We start from the raw sequence: 19,109 nt of genomic DNA on the forward strand, positions 1-19,109 counted from the left end.
GGAAAATGCCTCGCAGCCTTCGGCAGCTCCTACAAGGAATTCATTCAACTCAAAGATTGCATCTTTACCGGTCAGGAAACGGTAACGACAGCAGCCAGGCGCTGAACGTGTTCAACGACGGCAGATGCTGGTAACGGGTCGCATAGACAAGGTAGTAACTGCGGCCGCTGTCCATTGCGTCAAACAGTGCAACCAGTTCGCCGCTCTTCAGCTCATCCTGCACGAGAATTTCCGGCACCAGTCCGATCCCGATACCAGCCGATACCGCCTGAATCAGATGCGCGGTGAGTTCGAAGCTCGGGCCGGATCTCATGTTTCGGTGATTCACATCATGGCTGTCAAACCAGTCAGACCAGGCGTTCGGTCTCGACACAACGTTGAGCAGTGCATGCTCGGCAACGTTGGCGGGCGTCATTTTAGGGTATTCGGGTAGAGCTGCCGGGCTGGCCACGACCACCAGTTTTTCGCTCAGCAGCTTATGCGAGATGTAGCCAGGCCATTCCCCTGAACCGACGCAGATAATTGCGTCCATGTCGTGGGTCGTGGACTGGGTTTCTGCCTGAACAATTCTTGAGTGGATATGCACCAGTATTCCAGGGTGTTTTGCATAGAACTCATGCATGCGCGGCAGCAGCCACTTTGAACCCAGCGTTGGCAGCACCGCCAGATTAAGAGGGCCGCCGTCATTCTTGTACGAAATGGTTTGCAGCGTCGCGCTGCGAATGCGGCCCAGAGCGGCGGCCAACTCATGCTGATAGAGGGCGCCGGCGGCGGTCAGTTCGATCTTTCGCCCGTCACGTCTGAACAGCTCGACTTCAAGTTGGGCTTCAAGCGTTTGCACTTGTCGACTGACTGCGCTCTGGGTCAGCGTCAGTTCTTCTGCTGCTTTCGTGAAGCTGCCATGTCGAGCGGCAGCTTCAAACGCAATCAGCAACGACATTGATGGAGTCAGTCTTCTAGGGTTCATTCATAACGCTCATGCAAACCCGGCAGGAATTACGCTTGTGACAAAGCCTGAGAGTCGCAAAAATAAGCAAAAATAGAGTCTGATGCTCTGTGTGCAATATGCCGAGCATGCCTAACGTGAATGCATAGATTAGCTTCTTAGCCTGCAGGAATTCCACATGATCGCTCGTTTGTCCCCGGCAGTTGCCCAAAGCACGACGTATGAAGCCTTTCTTGATGCCCTTGATGCAGCGGGCTTTCGCGGGGAGATTGCGCGTGACTATGGCGGCCGGACCGTGTTGGCAACCGACAACTCCATTTATCAGCGGCTGCCCCAGGCCGCAGTGTTTCCGCTGGATGAGCAGGACGTTGCGATTGTTTCCCGGCTGGTTGCGGAGCCTCGACACAGCTCGGTAGTGCTCACGCCTCGTGGCGGCGGTACAGGCACTAACGGACAATCGCTGACGGATGGCGTGGTCATCGATCTTTCACGGCACTTGAACAACATCCTTGAGATCAACGTCGAGGAACGATGGGTCAAAGTGCAGAGTGGTGTGGTCAAGGATCAGCTCAACGCCGCGCTCAAGCCTCACGGGCTGTTTTTTGCGCCGGAGCTGTCGACGTCAAATCGGGCAACCATTGGCGGCATGATCAACACCGATGCTAGCGGGCAGGGCAGTTGCACCTACGGCAAGACCCGCGATCATGTGCTTGAACTTTCTACGGTCATGCTGGGTGGCCATCGCCTCGACAGCCAGCCGATTGATACCGAACAGCTGCAAGTACTGGTCAATCGGACTGACCGCGTCGGCGAGGTGTATCGCTGTGCGCTGAACATCGTCGACACCAACGCCGAACTGATCGAAAGCACGTTCCCGAAGCTCAACCGCTGCCTGACCGGATACGACCTGGCGCACCTGCGCGAGGCGGACGGGCGCTTCAATCTGAACAGCGTGCTTTGCGGCTCCGAAGGATCCCTCGGATTTATCGTTGAAGCCAAACTCAACGTTCTGCCGATCCCCAAGTATTCGATTCTGGTGAACGTGCGCTACGCCGGTTTCATGGATGCGTTGCGCGATGCAAAAGCCTTGATGGAATTGAAGCCGCTTTCCATCGAGACCGTGGATTCGAAAGTGTTGATGCTGGCGATGAAAGACATCGTCTGGCATGGCGTTGCCGAGTACTTCCCGGAAAATCCTGACATGCCGACGCTGGGTATCAATATCATCGAGTTCAGCGGTGATGATGAAGAGGTTGTCCAGCAGAAAGTCCACGACTTCGTCTTGCACCTGCAGCGCGACCTTTCGGTGGTGCGCCTTGGCCACACCCTAGCGGTAGGCGCTGATGCGCTCAAACGTATCTATGCCATGCGCAAGCGAGCGGTGGGCTTGCTCGGCAACGTCAAGGGTGAAGCACGGCCGCAGCCCTTTGTTGAGGACACCGCGGTTCCACCGGAAAACCTCGCTGATTTCATTCAGGAGTTCCGGGCGCTGCTGGACAGCCACAATCTGCAATACGGAATGTTCGGTCACGTGGATGCGGGTGTGCTGCACGTCCGACCGATTCTGGACATGAAGGATCCGCTTCAAGCCGCACTGATCCGGCCGATTTCCGATGCGGTTGCGGCGCTGACGCAAAAGCATGGCGGCCTGCTGTGGGGCGAGCATGGCAAGGGCTTACGCTCGCAATATGTGCCCGACTACTTCGGTGAGCTTTACCCCGCGCTGCAATCACTCAAGGCGGCATTCGATCCGCATAACCAGCTCAATCCGGGCAAAATCGCTACGCCTGGGACTGTGCCGACTGCGAAACTGACGTTGGTCGACGAAGTCCGGCTGCGTGGCGAACTGGACCGCACGATTGACGAGCGTGTCTGGCAGAGCTACGACGCGGCGCTTCACTGCAACGGCAACGGCGCGTGCTACAACTTCGATCCTGATGACGCCATGTGTCCTTCCTGGAAGGCCACGCGAAATCGCATTCACTCGCCCAAAGGCCGGGCTTCGCTGCTTCGCGAATGGCTGCGGTTGCAGGGCGCGCAGGGTGTTGATGTATTGACGACTGCCTCGGGCGCGACGCAGAACATTGCCCGGCGAGTCGTTAATACCGTCAGGCAAAAGCTCGGGCAGGACGATTTTTCCCATGAGGTTTACGACGCAATGGCAGGCTGCCTGGCGTGTAAATCCTGCGCCGGGCAGTGCCCTGTGAAAGTGAATGTTCCCGAGTTTCGCTCGCGCTTTCTTGAGCTTTATCACACTCGCTACCTTCGGCCGCTCAAGGACTACCTGATCGGCTCTCTGGAATACACGGTTCCTTACATCGCTCGAATGCCGCGACTCTACAATTTCGCCATGAGTGCTCGCCCGGTGCGTTGGGGTCTTGAGCGCATCGCGGGGATGGTCGACAGTCCTTTGCTAAGTCTGGTGGACTTTACTGCCGTCTGCCGACGCTGGAACGTCGAAGTCGCCACCCCGCAGCGCCTCGCCATGCTGTCGGACGCGCAACGGGCGCGGAGTGTGATCCTCGTTCAGGACGCATTCACCCGATTCTTCGAGACCCCGTTGCTGGCCGACTGGGTGGAATTGATATCAAGGCTTGGCTACAAGGTTTACCTGGCGCCATACGCGCCCAATGGCAAACCGCTGCAAGTGCAGGGCTTTCTCAGGGCGTTTGAAAAGGCGGCCAGTTTCAATGGTCAATCGCTGTTCAATCTTCAGCAGTACGACGTGCCGCTGGTGGGGCTGGATCCCGCGATGACTCTGGTCTATCGGCAGGAGTACGCCAAGACACTGGAGGCTGACAAGACGCCGTCGGTGCTACTTGCGCAGGAATGGCTGATCAATGCGCTGCCGCAAAGCGAGATGTTGGAGGAGGCCGAGCCTTATCACTTCCTCCCGCACTGTACGGAAAAAACCAACGAGCCCGGCAGCATCGGCTTGTGGCAGAAAATTTTCGAACGGGCAGGGCTGAAGTTGCAGGTCCAGGCCAGTGGCTGTTGCGGAATGTCGGGCACTTACGGGCACGAAACACGAAACGCAGCCACGTCGGACGTTATCTACAGGCAATCCTGGAAACTGCTGATCCAGAAGTTCAACAAATCGGGGCGTGTCGTTGCTGACGGTTATTCCTGCCGCAGTCAGGTCAAGCGTCAGGAGGGCACAACGGTGCTTCATCCGTTGCAGGTTTTGTTGGCTCGCTTGAGGGACGTCGAAGCTTAAATCAACACCTATAAACAAAATCTGATTAACCTGGCCCTGTCTGATTAAACCTGACCCTGTAGGAGCTCACCGAGGTTACGAGGCCAGCGATGGCGGTTTGTCTGACACGCCGCCATCGCTGGCCTCGTAACCTCGGTGAGCTCCTACAGGTCAATTGCTTGCAAACAGGATCGCCCCCGGCAAATCAGGCTTTAGCCGTCATTCAGCGTAAAACGTATAATCCACATAACCCTCGGCAGTACCGCCATACACCGTGGCCGGATTGATCGGATTCAACGGCCAGTCATTGGCAATGCGGGCTGGCAAATCAGGATTGGCAATGAACGGCCGGCCAAATGCGACGAGGTCCGCCAAGCCTGAATCCAGCAGGGCTGAACCGCTTTGTGCCGTGTATTTTCCGGCATACATGATGGCTCCGCTGAAGGTGCTTCTCACGTCACGGCGGAATGCTTCAGGCATGGCTGGCGCGTCATCCCAATCGGCTTCGGCAATGGACAGATAAGCGATGCCGACGTTCTCCAGAACCTTGATGGCTTCGATGTAAGTGGTGTGCGGATCTTCCTCTACCAACCCCAGATAAGTGCGGTCTTCATCCGTCGTCGTGAACAGGGGCGCAAAACGTACGCCGACTTTCTCTTTACCAATGCACTCTGCAACACCCGCAACGATTTCCCGCAAGAAGCGCAGGCGGTTATCAAGCGATCCGCCGTACTGGTCTTCGCGATGGTTGCTGTGGGCCGAAATGAACTGGTTAACCAGATAGCCATTGGCGCAATGCAGTTCGATGCCATCGAAACCAGCCTCCATTGCATTGCGGGCGGCTTGAATGTAGAGCTGAACAAGCTCCTGGACTTCATCGGTGGTCAGCGCTCTCGGCATCGAAGGTTTGACCAGTTCACCTGCGCCCGGCGCGGTTTCGATAAACACGCTCACCTTGTCCGCTGCAATGGCCGAGGCCGATACGGGGGCGTCGCCATTCGGTTGCAGCGCGGTGTGAGACACCCGGCCGACATGCCACAGCTGGGCGAAGATAACCCCGCCTTCGGCATGCACCGCCTCCGTCACCTTGCGCCAGCCAGCGATTTGCTCGGGCGTGTAGATGCCGGGCGTCCAGGCGTAGCCCTGACCGCGAGGTTCGATTTGCGTACCTTCAGTCACCAGAAATCCCGCACCTGCACGCTGGCTGTAGTACTGCGCCATGAGTTCATTGGCGACGTTGCCAGGCTGGCTGCTGCGTTGCCGGGTGAGGGGCGGCAGGACAATACGGTTTTTGAGAGAGTGATTTCCCAATTGAGTCGGGGTGAAGAAATTGCTGTTTTTGACTGAGTTGTTCATTGATCTGCCTTGTTCGACATGGAAGGTCTTAGTACTTATTAGACCAGTCGACTAGTTTCTGGCTAAAAATAATGGACGCTTTGCCGTCAGGCGCAGCGTCCACGGTGAATCGTGTTACAGGAAGTCTGAAGCCTGAGAATCAGCCCAGTTTTTTCAGCAATGCTTCAGCGACTGCTGCCGAGCTTGCAGGGTTCTGGCCAGTGACCAGTTGACCGTCTTCTACAACGTAAACCTGCCAATCACCCAGCTTGGAGTAGTGCCCGCCTAAACGCTGGAATTCGTCTTCGATCAGGAACGGCACCACCTCTGTCAGGCCAACGGCTTCTTCTTCCGAATTGGTGAAGCCAGTCACTTTACGACCTTCGATCAGCGGCTTGCCGTTTGCGCCTTTGACGTTAATCAGCACGCCAGGTGCGTGGCAGACAAAGCCATGAGGCTTGTTGCTGCGGTCGAAGGCTTCGATCAGCGCAATCGAGTTCTTGTCTACAGCCAGATCCCACAGCGGGCCATGGCCACCTGGGTAAAAGACTGCGTCGAAGTCTTCAGCGCGGACATCTGACAGCAGGCCAGTGTTGGCGAGTACGCGTTGAGCCTCAGCGTCTTTGCGGAAGCGATCGGTCTCAGCGGTTTGCGCATCAGGCTCGTCGCTTTTCGGATCAAGTGGTGGCTGACCACCGGCTGGCGAGACGACGGTGATGTCGGCACCCGCATCCTTGAACGCAAAATAGGGGGCAGCAAATTCTTCGAGCCAAAAGCCGGTTTTCTTGCCGGTATTACCCAGTTGATCGTGCGAAGTCAGAACCATCAGAATTTTCATAAGGTACTCCTTGAAGGTGAAGGACTGGCAATGAGGCGATCGAAGCGGGAGCTGGAAAACCAGCGCCTCAGGTCACCGATGGACAAAGCTTAGACTCGGAATAGACCAGTCGTCTAGAGTTTTTTTCAAAGCGCGTTCACAAGGTTGGTCATTCAACCCGCATGATCGTTCAAAAAATAGACGACTGGTCTAATGTTTGGTATTTTGCGCCTTATGAAACCGACCTATGACGACACTCGCCAGCATTTGCTCGATACCGGCCACCGCATGATGGCGGGGAAGGGCTTTACCAGTGTGGGGCTCAGTGAGCTCCTGCAAGTCGCTGGCGTGCCCAAAGGCTCGTTCTACCACTACTTCAAATCCAAGGAGCAGTACGGGCAGGCCTTGCTGGAAGATTACTTTGCTGGCTATCTCGCCGACATGGACAGACGCCTGGCCTTGCCGGGGCTCACACCTCGCGAGCGACTTATGGATTACTGGCTTGGCTGGCAGCAGCGTTGTGTCGAGCCGTTCAGCGGCAACGAGTGTCTGGTGGTCAAACTGAGCGCTGAAGTGTCGGACTTGTCCGAGTCGATGCGCATCACCTTGCGTGACGGTGCCGAGCAAATTGTGGCGCGGCTGACGGCATGTATCAGGCAAGGGCAAACCGAAGGGTGCCTGCCTGGCAGCGATGCGCGACAGCTGGCAGAAACGCTTTATCAGATGTGGCTGGGCGCCAGCCTGTTGAACAAACTGCAGCGCGATGGTCAGCCTTTGCAGACGTCGATGACGACAACGAAGCAATTGTTGGGCGTTTAAGACAGCGTTTGATTCTGGCTGCAATAGTTTTTCTGGTTGCACCCCGATCCTGTAGGAGCTCACCGAGGTAACGAGGCCAGCGATCACGGTTTGTCTGACACTCCGCCGTCGCTGGCCTCGTAACCTCGGTGAGCCACAGGGATCCGGGTTGTGATTTAACCTGGCACTCAGACAGCGCTCGTCTGCAGTTTTGAGTTACTCACTCTGCCTGGAACATCTGCAGCCACAGACCGCTGTTGCAGCCAGTAGCCGACACTGGCTGACAGCCACATGGCATAGGTCATCAATTCGATCCCTTCCTCCACAGCCGTCTTGGCCAGGCGTGCATAACCGTCATCCAGAATCAGATGCCAAAGCGAGCCCATGCCGAATACCCGGGAAAACACCAGCACACATAATCCGGTCGACAACGTACCGAAGGCCGGGGTTTTGGTGAAGGCAGCCAAGGCTTGCAGGGTGTTCTGACGATTCGTCGAATTGAAAGCGATGGTCAGCGACGTGATGGCGATCAGCAAAAACGGCCAACACCAGGCGCTATGGCTGATAGGGTCAAAAAGACCGTCGAGCTCCCTCATCAGAAGGCAGGCAAAGAAACCCGCAACCAAAGACTTGAAACCTTTCTGACCATCGTTAGCAGGTGAAAACCAGAAGAGCAGAGCGCAAGCGAACAGCATGATTTCCTGAGAGACTTCAGTGAATGAAGTCTCCAGCAGTTGAGTATCAAATACGGCGATGTCCAGCCAGATCATCCCGAAAACGATGCCCGTCAATACAAGTTTGAACAGGAACATGACTGACGCATTTTTTAAATCTTTGAACATGAGGGGCAAAACCAAAGCTCCAGACTTGCGAGGCAACTTAATAGTTGCGGTTCGCAAGGGGACGCCTTTTTACTAATAATTTCAAATGCTTCCGTTGATTATCGGAATTGATGAAATTCATACCCCGGATACAGATGTGTTTGCTGGATGCTCCGGGGCTGAGCTCTTCAGCCTTCTATAAAGTCAGACGCGGTATTTATTGCGTGTCGACATCACAGCCATAAGCCAGGTCTTTTTGAGTGCTTAACAACGTTTGGCGCTCGTGTAATTTCGCATCGATATTGTCCCAGGCAATACTGCCCAATGGCACTCGAAGCGGTAATGCGTCGGCTTCTGCGATGGCGATCATCTGCTGGGCAATCTTGACCGGGTCGCCCATGTGCGGGCTGAACTCGCCACTTTCAAGGCGGTTGCGCAGGGCGTTTACCGGGCTGTTTTCATAAGCGCCTGACGGCGATGCACTGTCGATACCGGCAAGAAAATTCGTCGCCGTAGGGCCGGGTTCCAGCAGACACATCTCGATGCCAAAGTGGGCGACTTCCTGAGCGACCGCTTCAACAAATCCTTCCTGACCCCATTTGCTGGCGTGGTACAGGCTGAAGCCTGGATAGCTGATCCTTCCGCCTTCGGAACTGACCTGGAGAACACGACCGCTCCCTTGTTGGCGCAGGTGAGGTAACAGCGCCTGGATGAAAAAGATCGAGCCGAGCAGATTGGTCTCGATCTGACGTCTGATCTGCATCTGGGAAAGCTCTTCCGCAGCCCCGAAGGTCCCGTAACCAGCATTGCTGACGACGATGTCGATACGCCCCAATGCCTGAAATGCCTCAGCGACGGCCGGAGCGATGCGCTCGCTATCGGTCAGGTCCAGTTGAATGGGAACGAGCGATTCGGGAAAGCGTTGCGTCAGATCATCCAGTGCACCATCGCTGCGGTAGGTGGCAGCGACCCGGTCACCGCGTTCAAGCAGCGTTTCAGTCATAAGGCGGCCGAAGCCAGAGTTGGCACCGGTGATAAACCATGAAGCAGGCATGTTGATGTCCTCACTTGTTTGTGGATTTCAAATCAAGGATGGGACTGGCATGCTGTTCTGGATAGACCATCAATCACGAACAGGCTGATCGAAAATTGACACCAATCCATGACCTTAGCTTGAAAAGCCTGCGCATGGCGTTGGCCGTCGCGGACACTGGCAGCTTCCGCAGCGCCGCTCGATTGCTTGAAATGGCGCCTTCGAGTCTCAGTCACGCAATTACTGAACTTGAGGTAACACTCAAGCTGCGCCTGTTCCATCGCACCACCCGTAGCGTCGCGCTGACGGTGGAAGGTGAAGCTTTCCTGTCCCGAATTCGTCCGGTACTCGGTGAGCTGCGCGTTGCCGTCGACGAAATCAACCAGCAGCAGGACGGCAGCATCAGCGGTGAGCTGCGCATCAACACCCCGTTTGCTGCGGCCCGCTATCTGTTGAAGGAGGTGGTGCCAGCGTTCATGAAGCTTCATCCGGACATTGAGCTTGAGCTACGCCACGAGGAGCGGCCGGTGGATATCGTCGCCGATGGCTGTGACGCAGGCATCCGGCTGGGCAGCAGTGTGCCGATCGACATGATCGGCGTGCCGTTTGGCGGCAAGGCACGTTTCGTTCCCGTGGCTTCTCCAGGCTACCTTCAGCAATACGGTCTTCCCGTTCACCCGGCGGAGTTGAAGGCGCATAGGTGTATCCGGATCAGAATGCCCAGAGGCGAGCGCTATGCCTGGGAGTTTGAACGGCAGGGTGAAAGAGTCGAGCTGGATGTGCCGGGCTCGCTGACCGTCAACCGCATGGCCCTGATGATAGAGGCTGCCGAAGGTGGCCTTGGAGTGGCGTTTGTCCTGGAACAAGCTGTCGCGCAAAGTCTGGCTGACGGAAAACTGCAATTGTTGCTGAATGATTGGTGCCAGGATGAACCAGGGTTAATGCTTTATTACCCGGGGCGACGAAATGTGCCTGCGCCGTTGCGGGCTTTTATCAGTTTCATTCAGGCATTGGGGCGCTGAGTGAATCAACTTGTTGGCGAGGCTGTTATCGTGTTTCGCCCGATGCACCGCTTCGCGACCGTCGTAACCTCCGATGGCTCCTACAGGAAATCGCGTGGTGCCATGAATTCCGCGTGTGCTTCGCGCCGTGCCGAAACGCGTGATCTGTAGGAGCTGCCGAAGGCTGCGATGGCGGTCTGTAAGCCTGGTGCGTCTCCATCAGACTCTATTGGTCAGCTTATGCATCATGAAACGATGATCAGCCGAGAATAATCGACGGTACGTCAACAGTACTGCGCAGACGGTGCCGAGTGCTGAGGACGCGGCGATCAGGAACATGATTACGATCTGATAACGGACAGCTTCTACGGGCGATTGCCCCGCCAGCACCTGGCCGGTCATCATCCCGGGCAGGCTGACGATGCCCACCACGCTCATCTGATTCAGAGTAGGCGTCATGCCTGCTCTTACTGCTTGCCGGGCCGCCATTTGCGCCGCTTCCCAGCGTGAACCGCCCAGTGCGAGGATTGTTTCCACTGTACTTCGTCCCGACGACAATTCCTGCATCATGCGTTCGATTCCCAGCGACACACCGGTCAGGGTATTGCCCAGAATCATCCCCAGAATCGGAATCGCGTACTGCGGTTCGTACCAGGGGCGAATCTGAATAACCAGCAACAGGCCTATGGCAGCCACTAGCCACGAGCTGCCCCACACCGACACAACGCTGTCCAGACGCTGCCCGGCGTAAGTGCGTTTGCCTCGTCCCGCTGCCGACACACCGGCAATCAACGTCATCAGGCACATCAGCGGTAGCACGACATACCAGTAGGCAAACTCGAATACCCAGCCAAGGATGTAGCCGATAGCAAGTAGCTGAACGACCGTGCGTACCGAGGCCCAGATCAGTTGACGCTCCAGCCCCAGTTTCAAACCCAGGGATAACGCCCCGTTGATCAGAATCAGGCACGCGGCGATGGCGATGTCTGCAGCCGACAGGCTTTGATAGATCATGAGTTACCCATCGCGCTCAGCACACCGGCGTGCATTTCAAATCTGACGTTGCTCATTCGCTGCGCCTGATCGAGATCGTGCGATACCCAGATATAAGCGCGTGAGGACGTCAGGCCACCGGTAAACCAGGTATTGACCAGTGTTTCTACATCGCGGGAAGACTGAGGGTCGAGCGCGGCAGTAGGTTCGTCCAGCAGGATCACTTCCGGCTCCAGCTGAATGGCGCGAATCAGTGCAACAACCTGAGCCTCACCTCCGGAAAGATCGTTCGCGGCCTTCAGCAGGAAGCGTTCTGGTTTTCCTGCCTGACGTAAAAGCGCTTTGACCTTCTCGGCATCGAACTTCCTCTGCTTGAAGATATTCAGGCTGTAGGGAAAACGCAGGTTGTCTTCAACGGTGCCATCCATCATCGACGGGCGTTGTGCGAGGTAGCAAATCTGACTGCGATACGAGGGGATCTGCCCGGCATTCACGGGCTGGCCGTGCCAGAGTACTTCACCTGAATCGGGCGCATCCAATAGCGCCAGGGTGCGCAAAAAAACACTTTTGCCAGACCCTGACGAGCCGGTTATCGCCACTCTGTCGCCGCCGCTCAGGATGAAGTCCACGGGGTGGAGTAGCTGGGAGGCGCCATTCTGATCCTGGCGACTGAGGCCGCAGGTTTCGATCAGTTTTAATCGGTGTGTGCCGGGCGAGGCGGGGGAGGACAAATGACCTGCTCCATGAGCGAAAGGGTTAATCAATGAGGGTCGCCAGTTTTCCAACACGCGGGACGCGTCAGATTTGTAGCTTCATGCTGTAGGAAAGCTCTCTTTGTTGGCGCGTACATATCCGGTATCAGCGTGTATCCCTATCATGCCCACGTTTGAACGGATGGATAGGCAAACTGACTATCCATGAACCAATAAGCTCGGTGCGAGCATTATTTTACATGGAGCCAAGGACATGCATGGCTATGGAATGATAGGAGATCTGCTTCATCTGGCTCTTTACCTGATGAGTATCGGATTTTGGGCCGTTCTATGGATGGTCTGCATTTTCAACGCCAAAGGTCGACTCAGGAAATTTCTAGGGGCACATGCACTGTTGATATGCACATTGGTATTCCCGGTGTTGCCTGCCACATTCATCGGCGGCGCGCTGCTTGCCTTTGGCATCGAAGGCATTGCCTGGAGCTTTTGTATCGTGGGTGTTGGTGTGCCGTTGGCAGGTCTGGGGCTGGTGCAACGCTATATTCAGATCAGACCCGCGGGCCGCGAGTAAGCTCTGGCGACCCTGCCTCAAGTGCCGAACTACCGAGGCCCTTGCAGTTTGTAACCCATGCCATGAACGGTATGCAGCAACGGGATATCGAACGGTTTGTCGATAGTCTTGCGCAACGTATACAGGCTGGTGCGCAGACTGTCCGAGTCAGGCGTATTGTTGCCCCAGACGGCTTGTTCGAACTCCTTTCGTTTAACCACCATTGGGCTTTTTCGCATCAATAACTCGAGCAGCACCATATTGGTAGGGTTGAGCTTGAGTAATGTTCCGCCTCGCCTGACTTCCAGCGAGTCCAGATCGTAGGTCAGGTCGTGGATCTTGAGCACGTTCTTCTTCATGCCGGTTGAGCGCCACGTGACCGCCTCAACCCGCGCATACAACTCCGAGAGCGCGAACGGTTTGACGATGTAGTCGTCGGCGCCGACGTTGAACCCGGTCAAACGATCTTCCAGTTGATCACGTGCAGTCAGCATCAGGACCGGAACCTGCTGGCGGGCGTCTTCGCGCAGCTTTCGACAGAGCAGATTGCCGTCCATGCCGGGCAGCATCAGGTCGAGGATGATCGCGTCGAAATTGCCGGTCGTCGCCAGATGCAGTCCCGTCAGCCCGTCCAGCGCACCGACGACTTCACAACCTTTCAGCGTGAAGTACTCCGAAACGTTGGCGAGAATATCTTTATGGTCTTCGATAACAAGTATGCGCATCGGGCTCACATTATTTTCTGGTCTACCGGGACAGGGGGGCTGTCCCGGACATGACGTTTGTTATTTGTTGGCCAATACGCCGTCAGCAGTACCGTTTCTGCAACCGGCAAACATATCCAGCGACGGGTCGTAAACGTGAGTATGCACCTTCAATAAACCCAGCATCGAATGGAACAGGTTGTCCTGGCTCAGAGACGCATTACGGGTTTGTTGCAGGCATGCCGTATCAAGGGCAAAAGACTGCTGATAGTTATCCGAAAACCAGACCATCATCGGCACATGTTTTTGCTGGTCCGGGGCGAGCATGTAGGGCGTGCCGTGGAGGAACAGGTTGTATTCACCCAGCGACTCACCATGATCGGAAAGGTAAATCATCGCGGTGTCTACGTTGGTCTGGTTGCGGCGCAGGATATCAATCAGGCTCGCGAGTACGTGGTCGGTGTAGAGCAACGTGTTGTCATAACCGTTCACGATACTGTCCCGGCTGCATTTATCCAGCGCATTGCTTTCACAGACCGGGGTGAATTTCTCAAACTCCTTCGGATAACGTTTGAAGTATTCCGGGCCGTGGCTACCCATTTGATGCAGTACCAGCACCGTGTCTTTGTCCAGGTGCTCAATGAAGTTCTGCAGCCCTTGCAGCAGGATTTCATCCCGGCATTCACTGTTGGCGCACAGCTCAGGGTCTTTCAGCTTGCTGACATCCTGCAGCGTAACCCGGTCGCAGGTGCCTTTGCAGCCGGACTGGTTGTCACGCCAGATCACGTCTATTCCGGCACGCTTGAGCACGTCCAGCAGACCTTCCTCGGTTTTGGCGGTGGGCGCGTCGTAGTTCTTGCGTCCCATATTGGAAAACATACACGGTACCGACACTGCCGTTTCAGTCCCGCAGGAGTGGACGTCGGTAAAGGCAATCACGCCAGGTTCCGCTCGCAGTTGCGGGGTGGTATCCCGGCTATAGCCGAGGATGCCGAAGTTCTCGGCGCGGGCACTTTCGCCTACGACCAGTACGGTGAGAGATTTACGGGGGCGCTGTACCCAGGCACTGTCTCGGGTGGCATCTTCGCCGACTTTCAGAAAAGGTTTTTGCGCCGTAACTACTTGTTCACGCAGGTAGCCAAGTGAGGCACCCATGTAGTTGCTGGGCACCACCATTAAACGTAACTCGTGGTGGTTGCGGAATAGAGACGATAGCCCTTGATAGTTGACCAGTGCCACGCTGCCAATCATGGCGGCGCAGCCGAGAGTGACGAGAGTCTTGCTGATGAGTTCGCGGTGCAGTGGGCGATAACTGATTGGGGTTTTCCATAACAGTAAAGACGGAACGATGCCGAGCAGTAAGATATAAACGAAAAGTTTAGGCGACAGTAGATCCCATACTTCGGTTGCGTTGGTCTCGGCAAAGTTACGTAACATACCGGCGTCAATCAGGACGCCATAGCGGCTCATGAAGTAAGCAACGCCTGCGCTGATTATGAATAATGTGATCAGGACCGGTTTAAATATTTTGCGAAACGCCAGCAACGTCAGAGTGATGTTGAAAACGCCAAACAGCATGATCCCGAACGCCAGACGAAGCATCGCGTTGTGGTCGGTAATACTCACGAGGTGTTGCCAAAGGGTGCTGTTGAATCCGAGTAACAGGAAGGCGCTGGCAAGCGCCGTCGCAACCTCGGGGCGAAGGTGTTTGATTTTAAACATGTGATTCCGCTTCACTGAATTAGGGAGGTCGCTCGGGTGATTGAGCATGGTGTCTCCAATGGCGCAGACTCTAGGCAGGGAATGATCAAATTTTTGTGAAAAACATGCCAATAAAAGGTGGGTGTACTTGTAGAAGTTAATGCTAATTGTTAGCAACTGAACGGCGGCTGAATAACTGCATTTTGGCGGGCTGTTTGCGACTTATTTTTCACATCGTTTTCACTGCTCTCCCACGTTGTTAACTTTAGGCTTTGCTCACAGTACGACAACTTCAGGGGGCGACGCCTGACGGTTGCCATGGTCTTTTTGCAGGAGCGAAGGCGTGAGCACTACCCTGATCAATGAATCAGTTATTCCCGGTAAAACCTCTTTCACGGCTATGTTCAGCGGCCGTTCAGTAATGTCCGTGGCGGCGGCTATTTTTGCTGTGGTATTAATTGCCTGGTTTTACAAAGCGACTCCGGTTGTCGATCTAAGTATTAATAACAACTTTAACAATTCTAAATTGTATGACCGCTGGGTCCGGGGAGATGTGGTGGTCATGGTCCGACACGCAGAACGTTGCGATCGCTCTGGTAACCCATGCCTGGGAAGTGCTGATGGCATCACTGTAAAAGGCAGCCAGTCAGCACAGGCAGTGGGTGTCGGCTTGCAGCAAATGGGTCTTGAAAACTCCCGGATCATTGCCAGTCCGCTGACCCGTACTCGCCAGACGGCTGACCTTATTCTGGGTCGAGCTGTGCCGACCCAGAGCTGGGCCAGTGAATGCAACAGCGGTTTCAAGGACGCTGTTCTGGCGCACAAGCAGCTCGCACAAAATCTGGTGCTGATTACTCACAGCGGTTGCATCGACCAGTTCGAACGCAAAATGGGCGTGCACGCGGGCGACCGCTCCAGCGAATACACCCAGGCAGTGTTCGTAAGGGTCGACGGTAAGCATGCGCCGAGCATCATCGGTTCAATGGACGCAGCGCAGTGGAAAAACATGACGATTGGGCAGGTGAATTAATGAAAGCCTTGAGTGCCCGATCCCGCTTCTATTCCCGCTATCTGGGCGTGCCATTGTTGTTGGCGTTGATAACGTTCCTGGCCTTTGATCTGACCGATCTCGACCGGCTGTTCAGCAACCTTTTTTATGACCCTGCCGCTGGCGTTTTCCCCATTGGTCAAAGTCGTCTTTTTGAACAGGTAACTCACAAGTGGGCCCGGATCATTCCGGACTGGACGGGTGAGCTGGCCATTATCGGTGCATTGCTGTCGTTCGTCTGGCCGTGTGTGGAGCGCTATCGTCAAACACGCCCCGGCCGATTCATCGCCCGCTCGCGGGTAGCAAGTCCGCTGAAATTTCTGCAGCGGCACCGGCTCGATTTCTTTTTCGTCATCGTTGCCTTTGCCCTGAGTACCGGACTGATCCATTACCTCAAGAGCCACACCAGTATTTATTGTCCGGTTGAGACAACGCTGTATGGCGGGAAACAGTTGCATAAGGAATGGTTCGAGAACTTCACGTTGTGGCGTGAAGCGGGCGCTGGTCGCTGCTGGCCAGGGGGACATGCCTCCAGTGCATTCAGCCTGTTCGCAGTGTATTTCGTCGCACGACGCTACCGTTGGCAGCACTCCAGGTTGTTGCTGGCAGGCGTAATTTTGTTGGGCCTGGTTTATGGCACAACGCGGGTTTTGCAGGGCTGGCATTACCTGTCGCATACGTTCTGGGCAGGCATTTTTGTCTGGTTGAGCACGTTCCTGGTGGCGCTGTTTTTCTACGGCCGCTCGGCGTTGCAGCAACCTATCCGGCCAGGCGCAGAGCTCAGGGTTGATCCAGTACCGTTCACACCAGAGCCCCAACACTTAACAAGCACTGCATCTGTAATCCAATAACGGAACCTGTCCATGGCTATTGCACTACCGCTTCGCGCATCGCGACCTTTTGATTTTCGACTCGCATTAGGTATCCCCATCGTCTTGATGGGGTTGATGTTGCTGCTCGATCCGACGGCTTTGGATTTTTCCATCGCCCAGATGTTTTATGTGCCGGGAGAGGGCTTTATCGGACGTAAAAGTTACTGGCTGGAAGACATCCTCCACGACCGAGTCAAGCAGGCAGTAATTCTGCTATTCGTTGCACTGACGATTGCTTATCTGAGCAGCTGGTTTTCTTCCCGCCTTGCTGAATGGCGCAGGCCGCTGGGTTACACCGTTCTGGCGATTGCATTGACCACTGCCATTGTTACGCCGCTGAAAGTGGTGACTGCCGTGCAATGCCCGTGGAGCCTGAGCGATTTTGGAGGCAGCGAGACTTACACGTCACTGCTCAGCCAGCGCCCGGACACCCTCAAACCTGGCCGCTGCTGGCCGGGCGGGCATGCGTCTACCGGCTTCTCGTTGCTGGCCTTGTTCTTTGCCTTGCGGGACCGTCATCTGAAAGGGGCACGAATCGCCTTGGGAATTGCGCTCGGGTTGGGCGTGATTTTGTCGGTGGGCCGGATGATGCAGGGGGCGCATTTCCTTTCCCACAACGTCTGGACTTTACTTTTTGACTGGGTGATTTGTGTGCTCTGCTACCGCTGGATTCTCTATCGTCCGCAAGCACAGACGTCGTTCAACTCTGGCTCCATAGAAGCGGCAGGCGGGAAGGGCTGACATCATGCACATGCAAATCTCGGGTGGACGTGCCATTGCGGTGTTGTCGTTGTTTCTGTCTGTGGCTGTGTTGGCAGGCTGTGAAAGCACCCGGGAACGACTGCTGGCTCAAGGATATCCTGCGCCGTATGCCAGTGGCTTTGACGACGGCTGTGGCAGTGGTCGGCAAGCGGCTGGCGCCCTCGGTGAGTTTCGCAAGAACGTGCCCGTCTACCTGGAGGATCGCAAGTACGCCACGGGCTGGGATGACGGCTTCCGCCAATGTCAGGCCACTACCACCAGCGACTTTCAGCGTCATGTGGGTATCGACAGCCAGGCCGATCGGGATTGGCAGCACAGCAAGGATCAGGCGTGGAGCAGGGCGATCCGGCACTGAAAGATGAGGCGCATGGCGAAAATGGATGAACAGTATGGCGTTTGCAAACGCTATGCAGAGTGCTGGAAGCGTCAGTGACGTTCGTCTGCATTGCCACCCGGTATCACGCACCGGGCGGCTCAACTGAAGGCTTCTGAGCAGGTCCGTCAGTGCATGATGTCAACGGTGCCAGGTCCCGGTTCAGCACTGCCATAGCGCTGGCTCGTTATCCGACTGATGATCAGGGCACACAAGGCCAGGAACCCGCCGACGAAGCCGACCCATGCCGAACCCAGGTGATGCACCACGATACTGCCCAGTAGTGCACCGGCACCGATGCCGACGTTGTAGATGGCCGAGTGCATGGCGGACGCGACATCGGTGGCATCGGGTGCCAGCTGGATGACCTGCGACTGCATCAGAATGCCGAAGCACAACATCGCCAGCCCCCAGAGCGCAAAGACCACGACCAACGTGTAAATGCTCCATGAAGCCCAAAGCATCAATGTCAGGCAGATGCACAAAGAACCGATTGCCATCGTGGTCAGGTGGTTGGCGAAGCGGGTGTACAGGGTGTTGAAGAAAATCGACCCCATCAGTCCGGCCAGGCCAAAGAGCAGCAGCATCCAGGTGGTGGTTTCTTCGCTGAAGCCCGCAACCGACTGCACAAACGTCTCGATGTAGGTGTACGCGGTAAAGTTGGCGGTGACCACCAGCGCCGTGATGCCATACAGAGAAACCAGCGCCGGGCGTTTGAACAGGATAGGCAGGCTTTTCAGGCTGCCGCTGTTTTGACTCGGGAGCAGGGGAAGCTTTTTAGCCAGCAGAAACCAGATCAGCGCTGCGACGGCTGCGATGGTGATAAACGTCGCGCGCCAACCCATGCTTTCGCCCAGCACGCGGCCGATGGGAATCCCCAATACCATGGCCAGCGAAGCGCCCATCGCCAGCAGGCTCAATGCCCGCGAACGATTACCGCCCGGGGCCAGGCGTACCGCCAGCGAAGCGGTGACGGACCAGAACACCGCATGCGCCAAGGCAATGCCGATCCGGCTGATCACCACCATGGTGAAATTTGGTGAAAGACTAAGGACGATGTGGCTGACGATCAGCGTGCCAATCGCCACTTTGAGCAACAGCCGTCGCTCGACGTTGCGAGTCAGCAGCATCATGGGCAGGGACATCAGTGACACCGTCCAGGCATAGACCGTCAGCATCGGTCCCACCTGCGCAGCGGTCATGTCGAAGCTGCTGCCAATGGCATACAGCAGACCCACCGGGGCGAACTCGGTGGTGATGAAGATGAAAGCTGCTACTGCCAGTGCGCCTACACTGATCCAGCTGGTCTGTTGGGTGTCGGCAGAGGTACTCATGAATCCTCGCAAAAAAAATTGGCGGACGCTTGAGCGTTCGAGCGTCCGCCGGGTGTATTACTGAGCCATTGAGCGTATCAGGCTTGCAAGCTCCTGCGATTAGAGCAGCAGG

The 19,109-nt window shown here is 55.9% G+C and carries 18 protein-coding genes; 8 read left to right on the plus strand and 10 right to left on the minus strand.

Features of this window, described 5'->3' with window-relative positions; all coding sequences use genetic code 11:
- Positions 1-64 precede the first annotated feature (64 nt).
- Complete coding sequence (locus KDX30_RS20545) at positions 65-967, minus strand: LysR substrate-binding domain-containing protein (RefSeq protein WP_231677356.1); 903 nt, start codon at positions 965-967, stop codon at positions 65-67.
- 157 nt (positions 968-1,124) lie between these two features.
- Between KDX30_RS20545 and ydiJ the strand changes: the two genes are divergently transcribed.
- Positions 1,125-4,163 (plus strand): D-2-hydroxyglutarate dehydrogenase YdiJ, encoded by a 3,039-nt coding sequence (gene ydiJ, locus KDX30_RS20550; RefSeq protein WP_231677357.1) that lies wholly within the window; start codon positions 1,125-1,127, stop codon positions 4,161-4,163.
- 198 nt (positions 4,164-4,361) lie between these two features.
- Here ydiJ and KDX30_RS20555 read toward each other — a convergent pair whose 3' ends face one another.
- Together KDX30_RS20555 and KDX30_RS20560 are read right to left on the minus strand one after the other, a co-directional pair.
- On the minus strand, positions 4,362-5,498 hold the full coding sequence (locus tag KDX30_RS20555) for an alkene reductase (protein ID WP_231677358.1): 1,137 nt from the start codon (positions 5,496-5,498) through the stop codon (positions 4,362-4,364).
- A gap of 139 nt (positions 5,499-5,637) precedes the next feature.
- Entirely contained in the window at positions 5,638-6,315 is a 678-nt protein-coding gene (locus tag KDX30_RS20560) for a type 1 glutamine amidotransferase domain-containing protein (RefSeq protein WP_099268611.1), read from the minus strand.
- Positions 6,316-6,528: 213 nt separating this feature from the next.
- Between KDX30_RS20560 and KDX30_RS20565 the strand changes: the two genes are divergently transcribed.
- Complete coding sequence (locus tag KDX30_RS20565; RefSeq protein ID WP_099268934.1) at positions 6,529-7,113, plus strand: TetR/AcrR family transcriptional regulator; 585 nt, start codon at positions 6,529-6,531, stop codon at positions 7,111-7,113.
- 167 nt (positions 7,114-7,280) lie between these two features.
- Here KDX30_RS20565 and KDX30_RS20570 read toward each other — a convergent pair whose 3' ends face one another.
- Both KDX30_RS20570 and KDX30_RS20575 read right to left on the minus strand, forming a co-directional pair.
- The gene (locus tag KDX30_RS20570) at positions 7,281-7,904 is read right to left on the minus strand and encodes a hypothetical protein (protein ID WP_164706069.1); all 624 of its coding nucleotides are present in this window, start codon (positions 7,902-7,904) and stop codon (positions 7,281-7,283) included.
- A gap of 226 nt (positions 7,905-8,130) precedes the next feature.
- Positions 8,131-8,967 carry an SDR family oxidoreductase gene (locus KDX30_RS20575; RefSeq protein WP_231677359.1) on the minus strand — a complete coding sequence of 279 codons (837 nt, stop codon included), beginning with the start codon at positions 8,965-8,967 and terminating at the stop codon, positions 8,131-8,133.
- Positions 8,968-9,086: 119 nt separating this feature from the next.
- Here KDX30_RS20575 and KDX30_RS20580 point away from each other — a divergent pair, with 119 nt between their 5' ends.
- Entirely contained in the window at positions 9,087-9,968 is an 882-nt protein-coding gene (locus tag KDX30_RS20580) for a LysR family transcriptional regulator (RefSeq protein WP_231677360.1), read from the plus strand.
- Between the two features lie 198 nt (positions 9,969-10,166).
- On the opposite strand, the gene KDX30_RS20585 is transcribed toward KDX30_RS20580, so the two are convergent.
- Together KDX30_RS20585 and KDX30_RS20590 are read right to left on the minus strand one after the other, a co-directional pair.
- A complete protein-coding gene (locus KDX30_RS20585; RefSeq protein WP_231677361.1) occupies positions 10,167-10,961 on the minus strand; it encodes an ABC transporter permease in 795 nt (264 codons plus the stop codon).
- Positions 10,958-11,671 (minus strand): ABC transporter ATP-binding protein, encoded by a 714-nt coding sequence (locus KDX30_RS20590; protein ID WP_231677362.1) that lies wholly within the window; start codon positions 11,669-11,671, stop codon positions 10,958-10,960. Before KDX30_RS20590 ends, KDX30_RS20585 begins: the two co-directional genes overlap by 4 nt.
- A 286-nt stretch (positions 11,672-11,957) precedes the next feature.
- Here KDX30_RS20590 and KDX30_RS20595 point away from each other — a divergent pair, with 286 nt between their 5' ends.
- The gene (locus tag KDX30_RS20595; RefSeq protein ID WP_141562204.1) at positions 11,958-12,224 is read left to right on the plus strand and encodes a hypothetical protein; all 267 of its coding nucleotides are present in this window, start codon (positions 11,958-11,960) and stop codon (positions 12,222-12,224) included.
- 29 nt (positions 12,225-12,253) lie between these two features.
- Here KDX30_RS20595 and KDX30_RS20600 read toward each other — a convergent pair whose 3' ends face one another.
- Entirely contained in the window at positions 12,254-12,928 is a 675-nt protein-coding gene (locus KDX30_RS20600; RefSeq protein ID WP_231677363.1) for a response regulator transcription factor, read from the minus strand.
- A gap of 60 nt (positions 12,929-12,988) precedes the next feature.
- Positions 12,989-14,629, minus strand: a complete 1,641-nt coding sequence (locus tag KDX30_RS20605; protein WP_231677364.1) for a phosphoethanolamine transferase — start codon at positions 14,627-14,629, stop codon at positions 12,989-12,991.
- A 322-nt stretch (positions 14,630-14,951) separates the two neighbouring features.
- Between KDX30_RS20605 and pmrG the strand changes: the two genes are divergently transcribed.
- Genes pmrG through KDX30_RS20625 form a run of 4 tightly spaced genes read left to right on the plus strand, consistent with a single transcriptional unit; the run spans position 14,952 to position 17,645 of the window.
- On the plus strand, positions 14,952-15,638 hold the full coding sequence (gene pmrG, locus KDX30_RS20610) for a lipopolysaccharide core heptose(II)-phosphate phosphatase PmrG (RefSeq protein WP_319946095.1): 687 nt from the start codon (positions 14,952-14,954) through the stop codon (positions 15,636-15,638).
- Complete coding sequence (locus tag KDX30_RS20615) at positions 15,638-16,507, plus strand: phosphatase PAP2 family protein (RefSeq protein WP_231677365.1); 870 nt, start codon at positions 15,638-15,640, stop codon at positions 16,505-16,507. Before pmrG ends, KDX30_RS20615 begins: the two co-directional genes overlap by 1 nt.
- Before the next feature lie 12 nt (positions 16,508-16,519).
- Positions 16,520-17,269 carry a phosphatase PAP2 family protein gene (locus KDX30_RS20620; RefSeq protein ID WP_231677366.1) on the plus strand — a complete coding sequence of 250 codons (750 nt, stop codon included), beginning with the start codon at positions 16,520-16,522 and terminating at the stop codon, positions 17,267-17,269.
- Between the two features lie 10 nt (positions 17,270-17,279).
- The gene (locus KDX30_RS20625) at positions 17,280-17,645 is read left to right on the plus strand and encodes a hypothetical protein (protein WP_049826681.1); all 366 of its coding nucleotides are present in this window, start codon (positions 17,280-17,282) and stop codon (positions 17,643-17,645) included.
- 146 nt (positions 17,646-17,791) lie between these two features.
- Here KDX30_RS20625 and KDX30_RS20630 read toward each other — a convergent pair whose 3' ends face one another.
- Complete coding sequence (locus KDX30_RS20630) at positions 17,792-18,997, minus strand: sugar transporter (protein WP_122704867.1); 1,206 nt, start codon at positions 18,995-18,997, stop codon at positions 17,792-17,794.
- Positions 18,998-19,109: the final 112 nt, after the last annotated feature.

Source organism: Pseudomonas quasicaspiana (assembly GCF_021147825.1).
GTDB classification, from domain to species: Bacteria; Pseudomonadota; Gammaproteobacteria; order Pseudomonadales; family Pseudomonadaceae; genus Aquipseudomonas; species Aquipseudomonas quasicaspiana.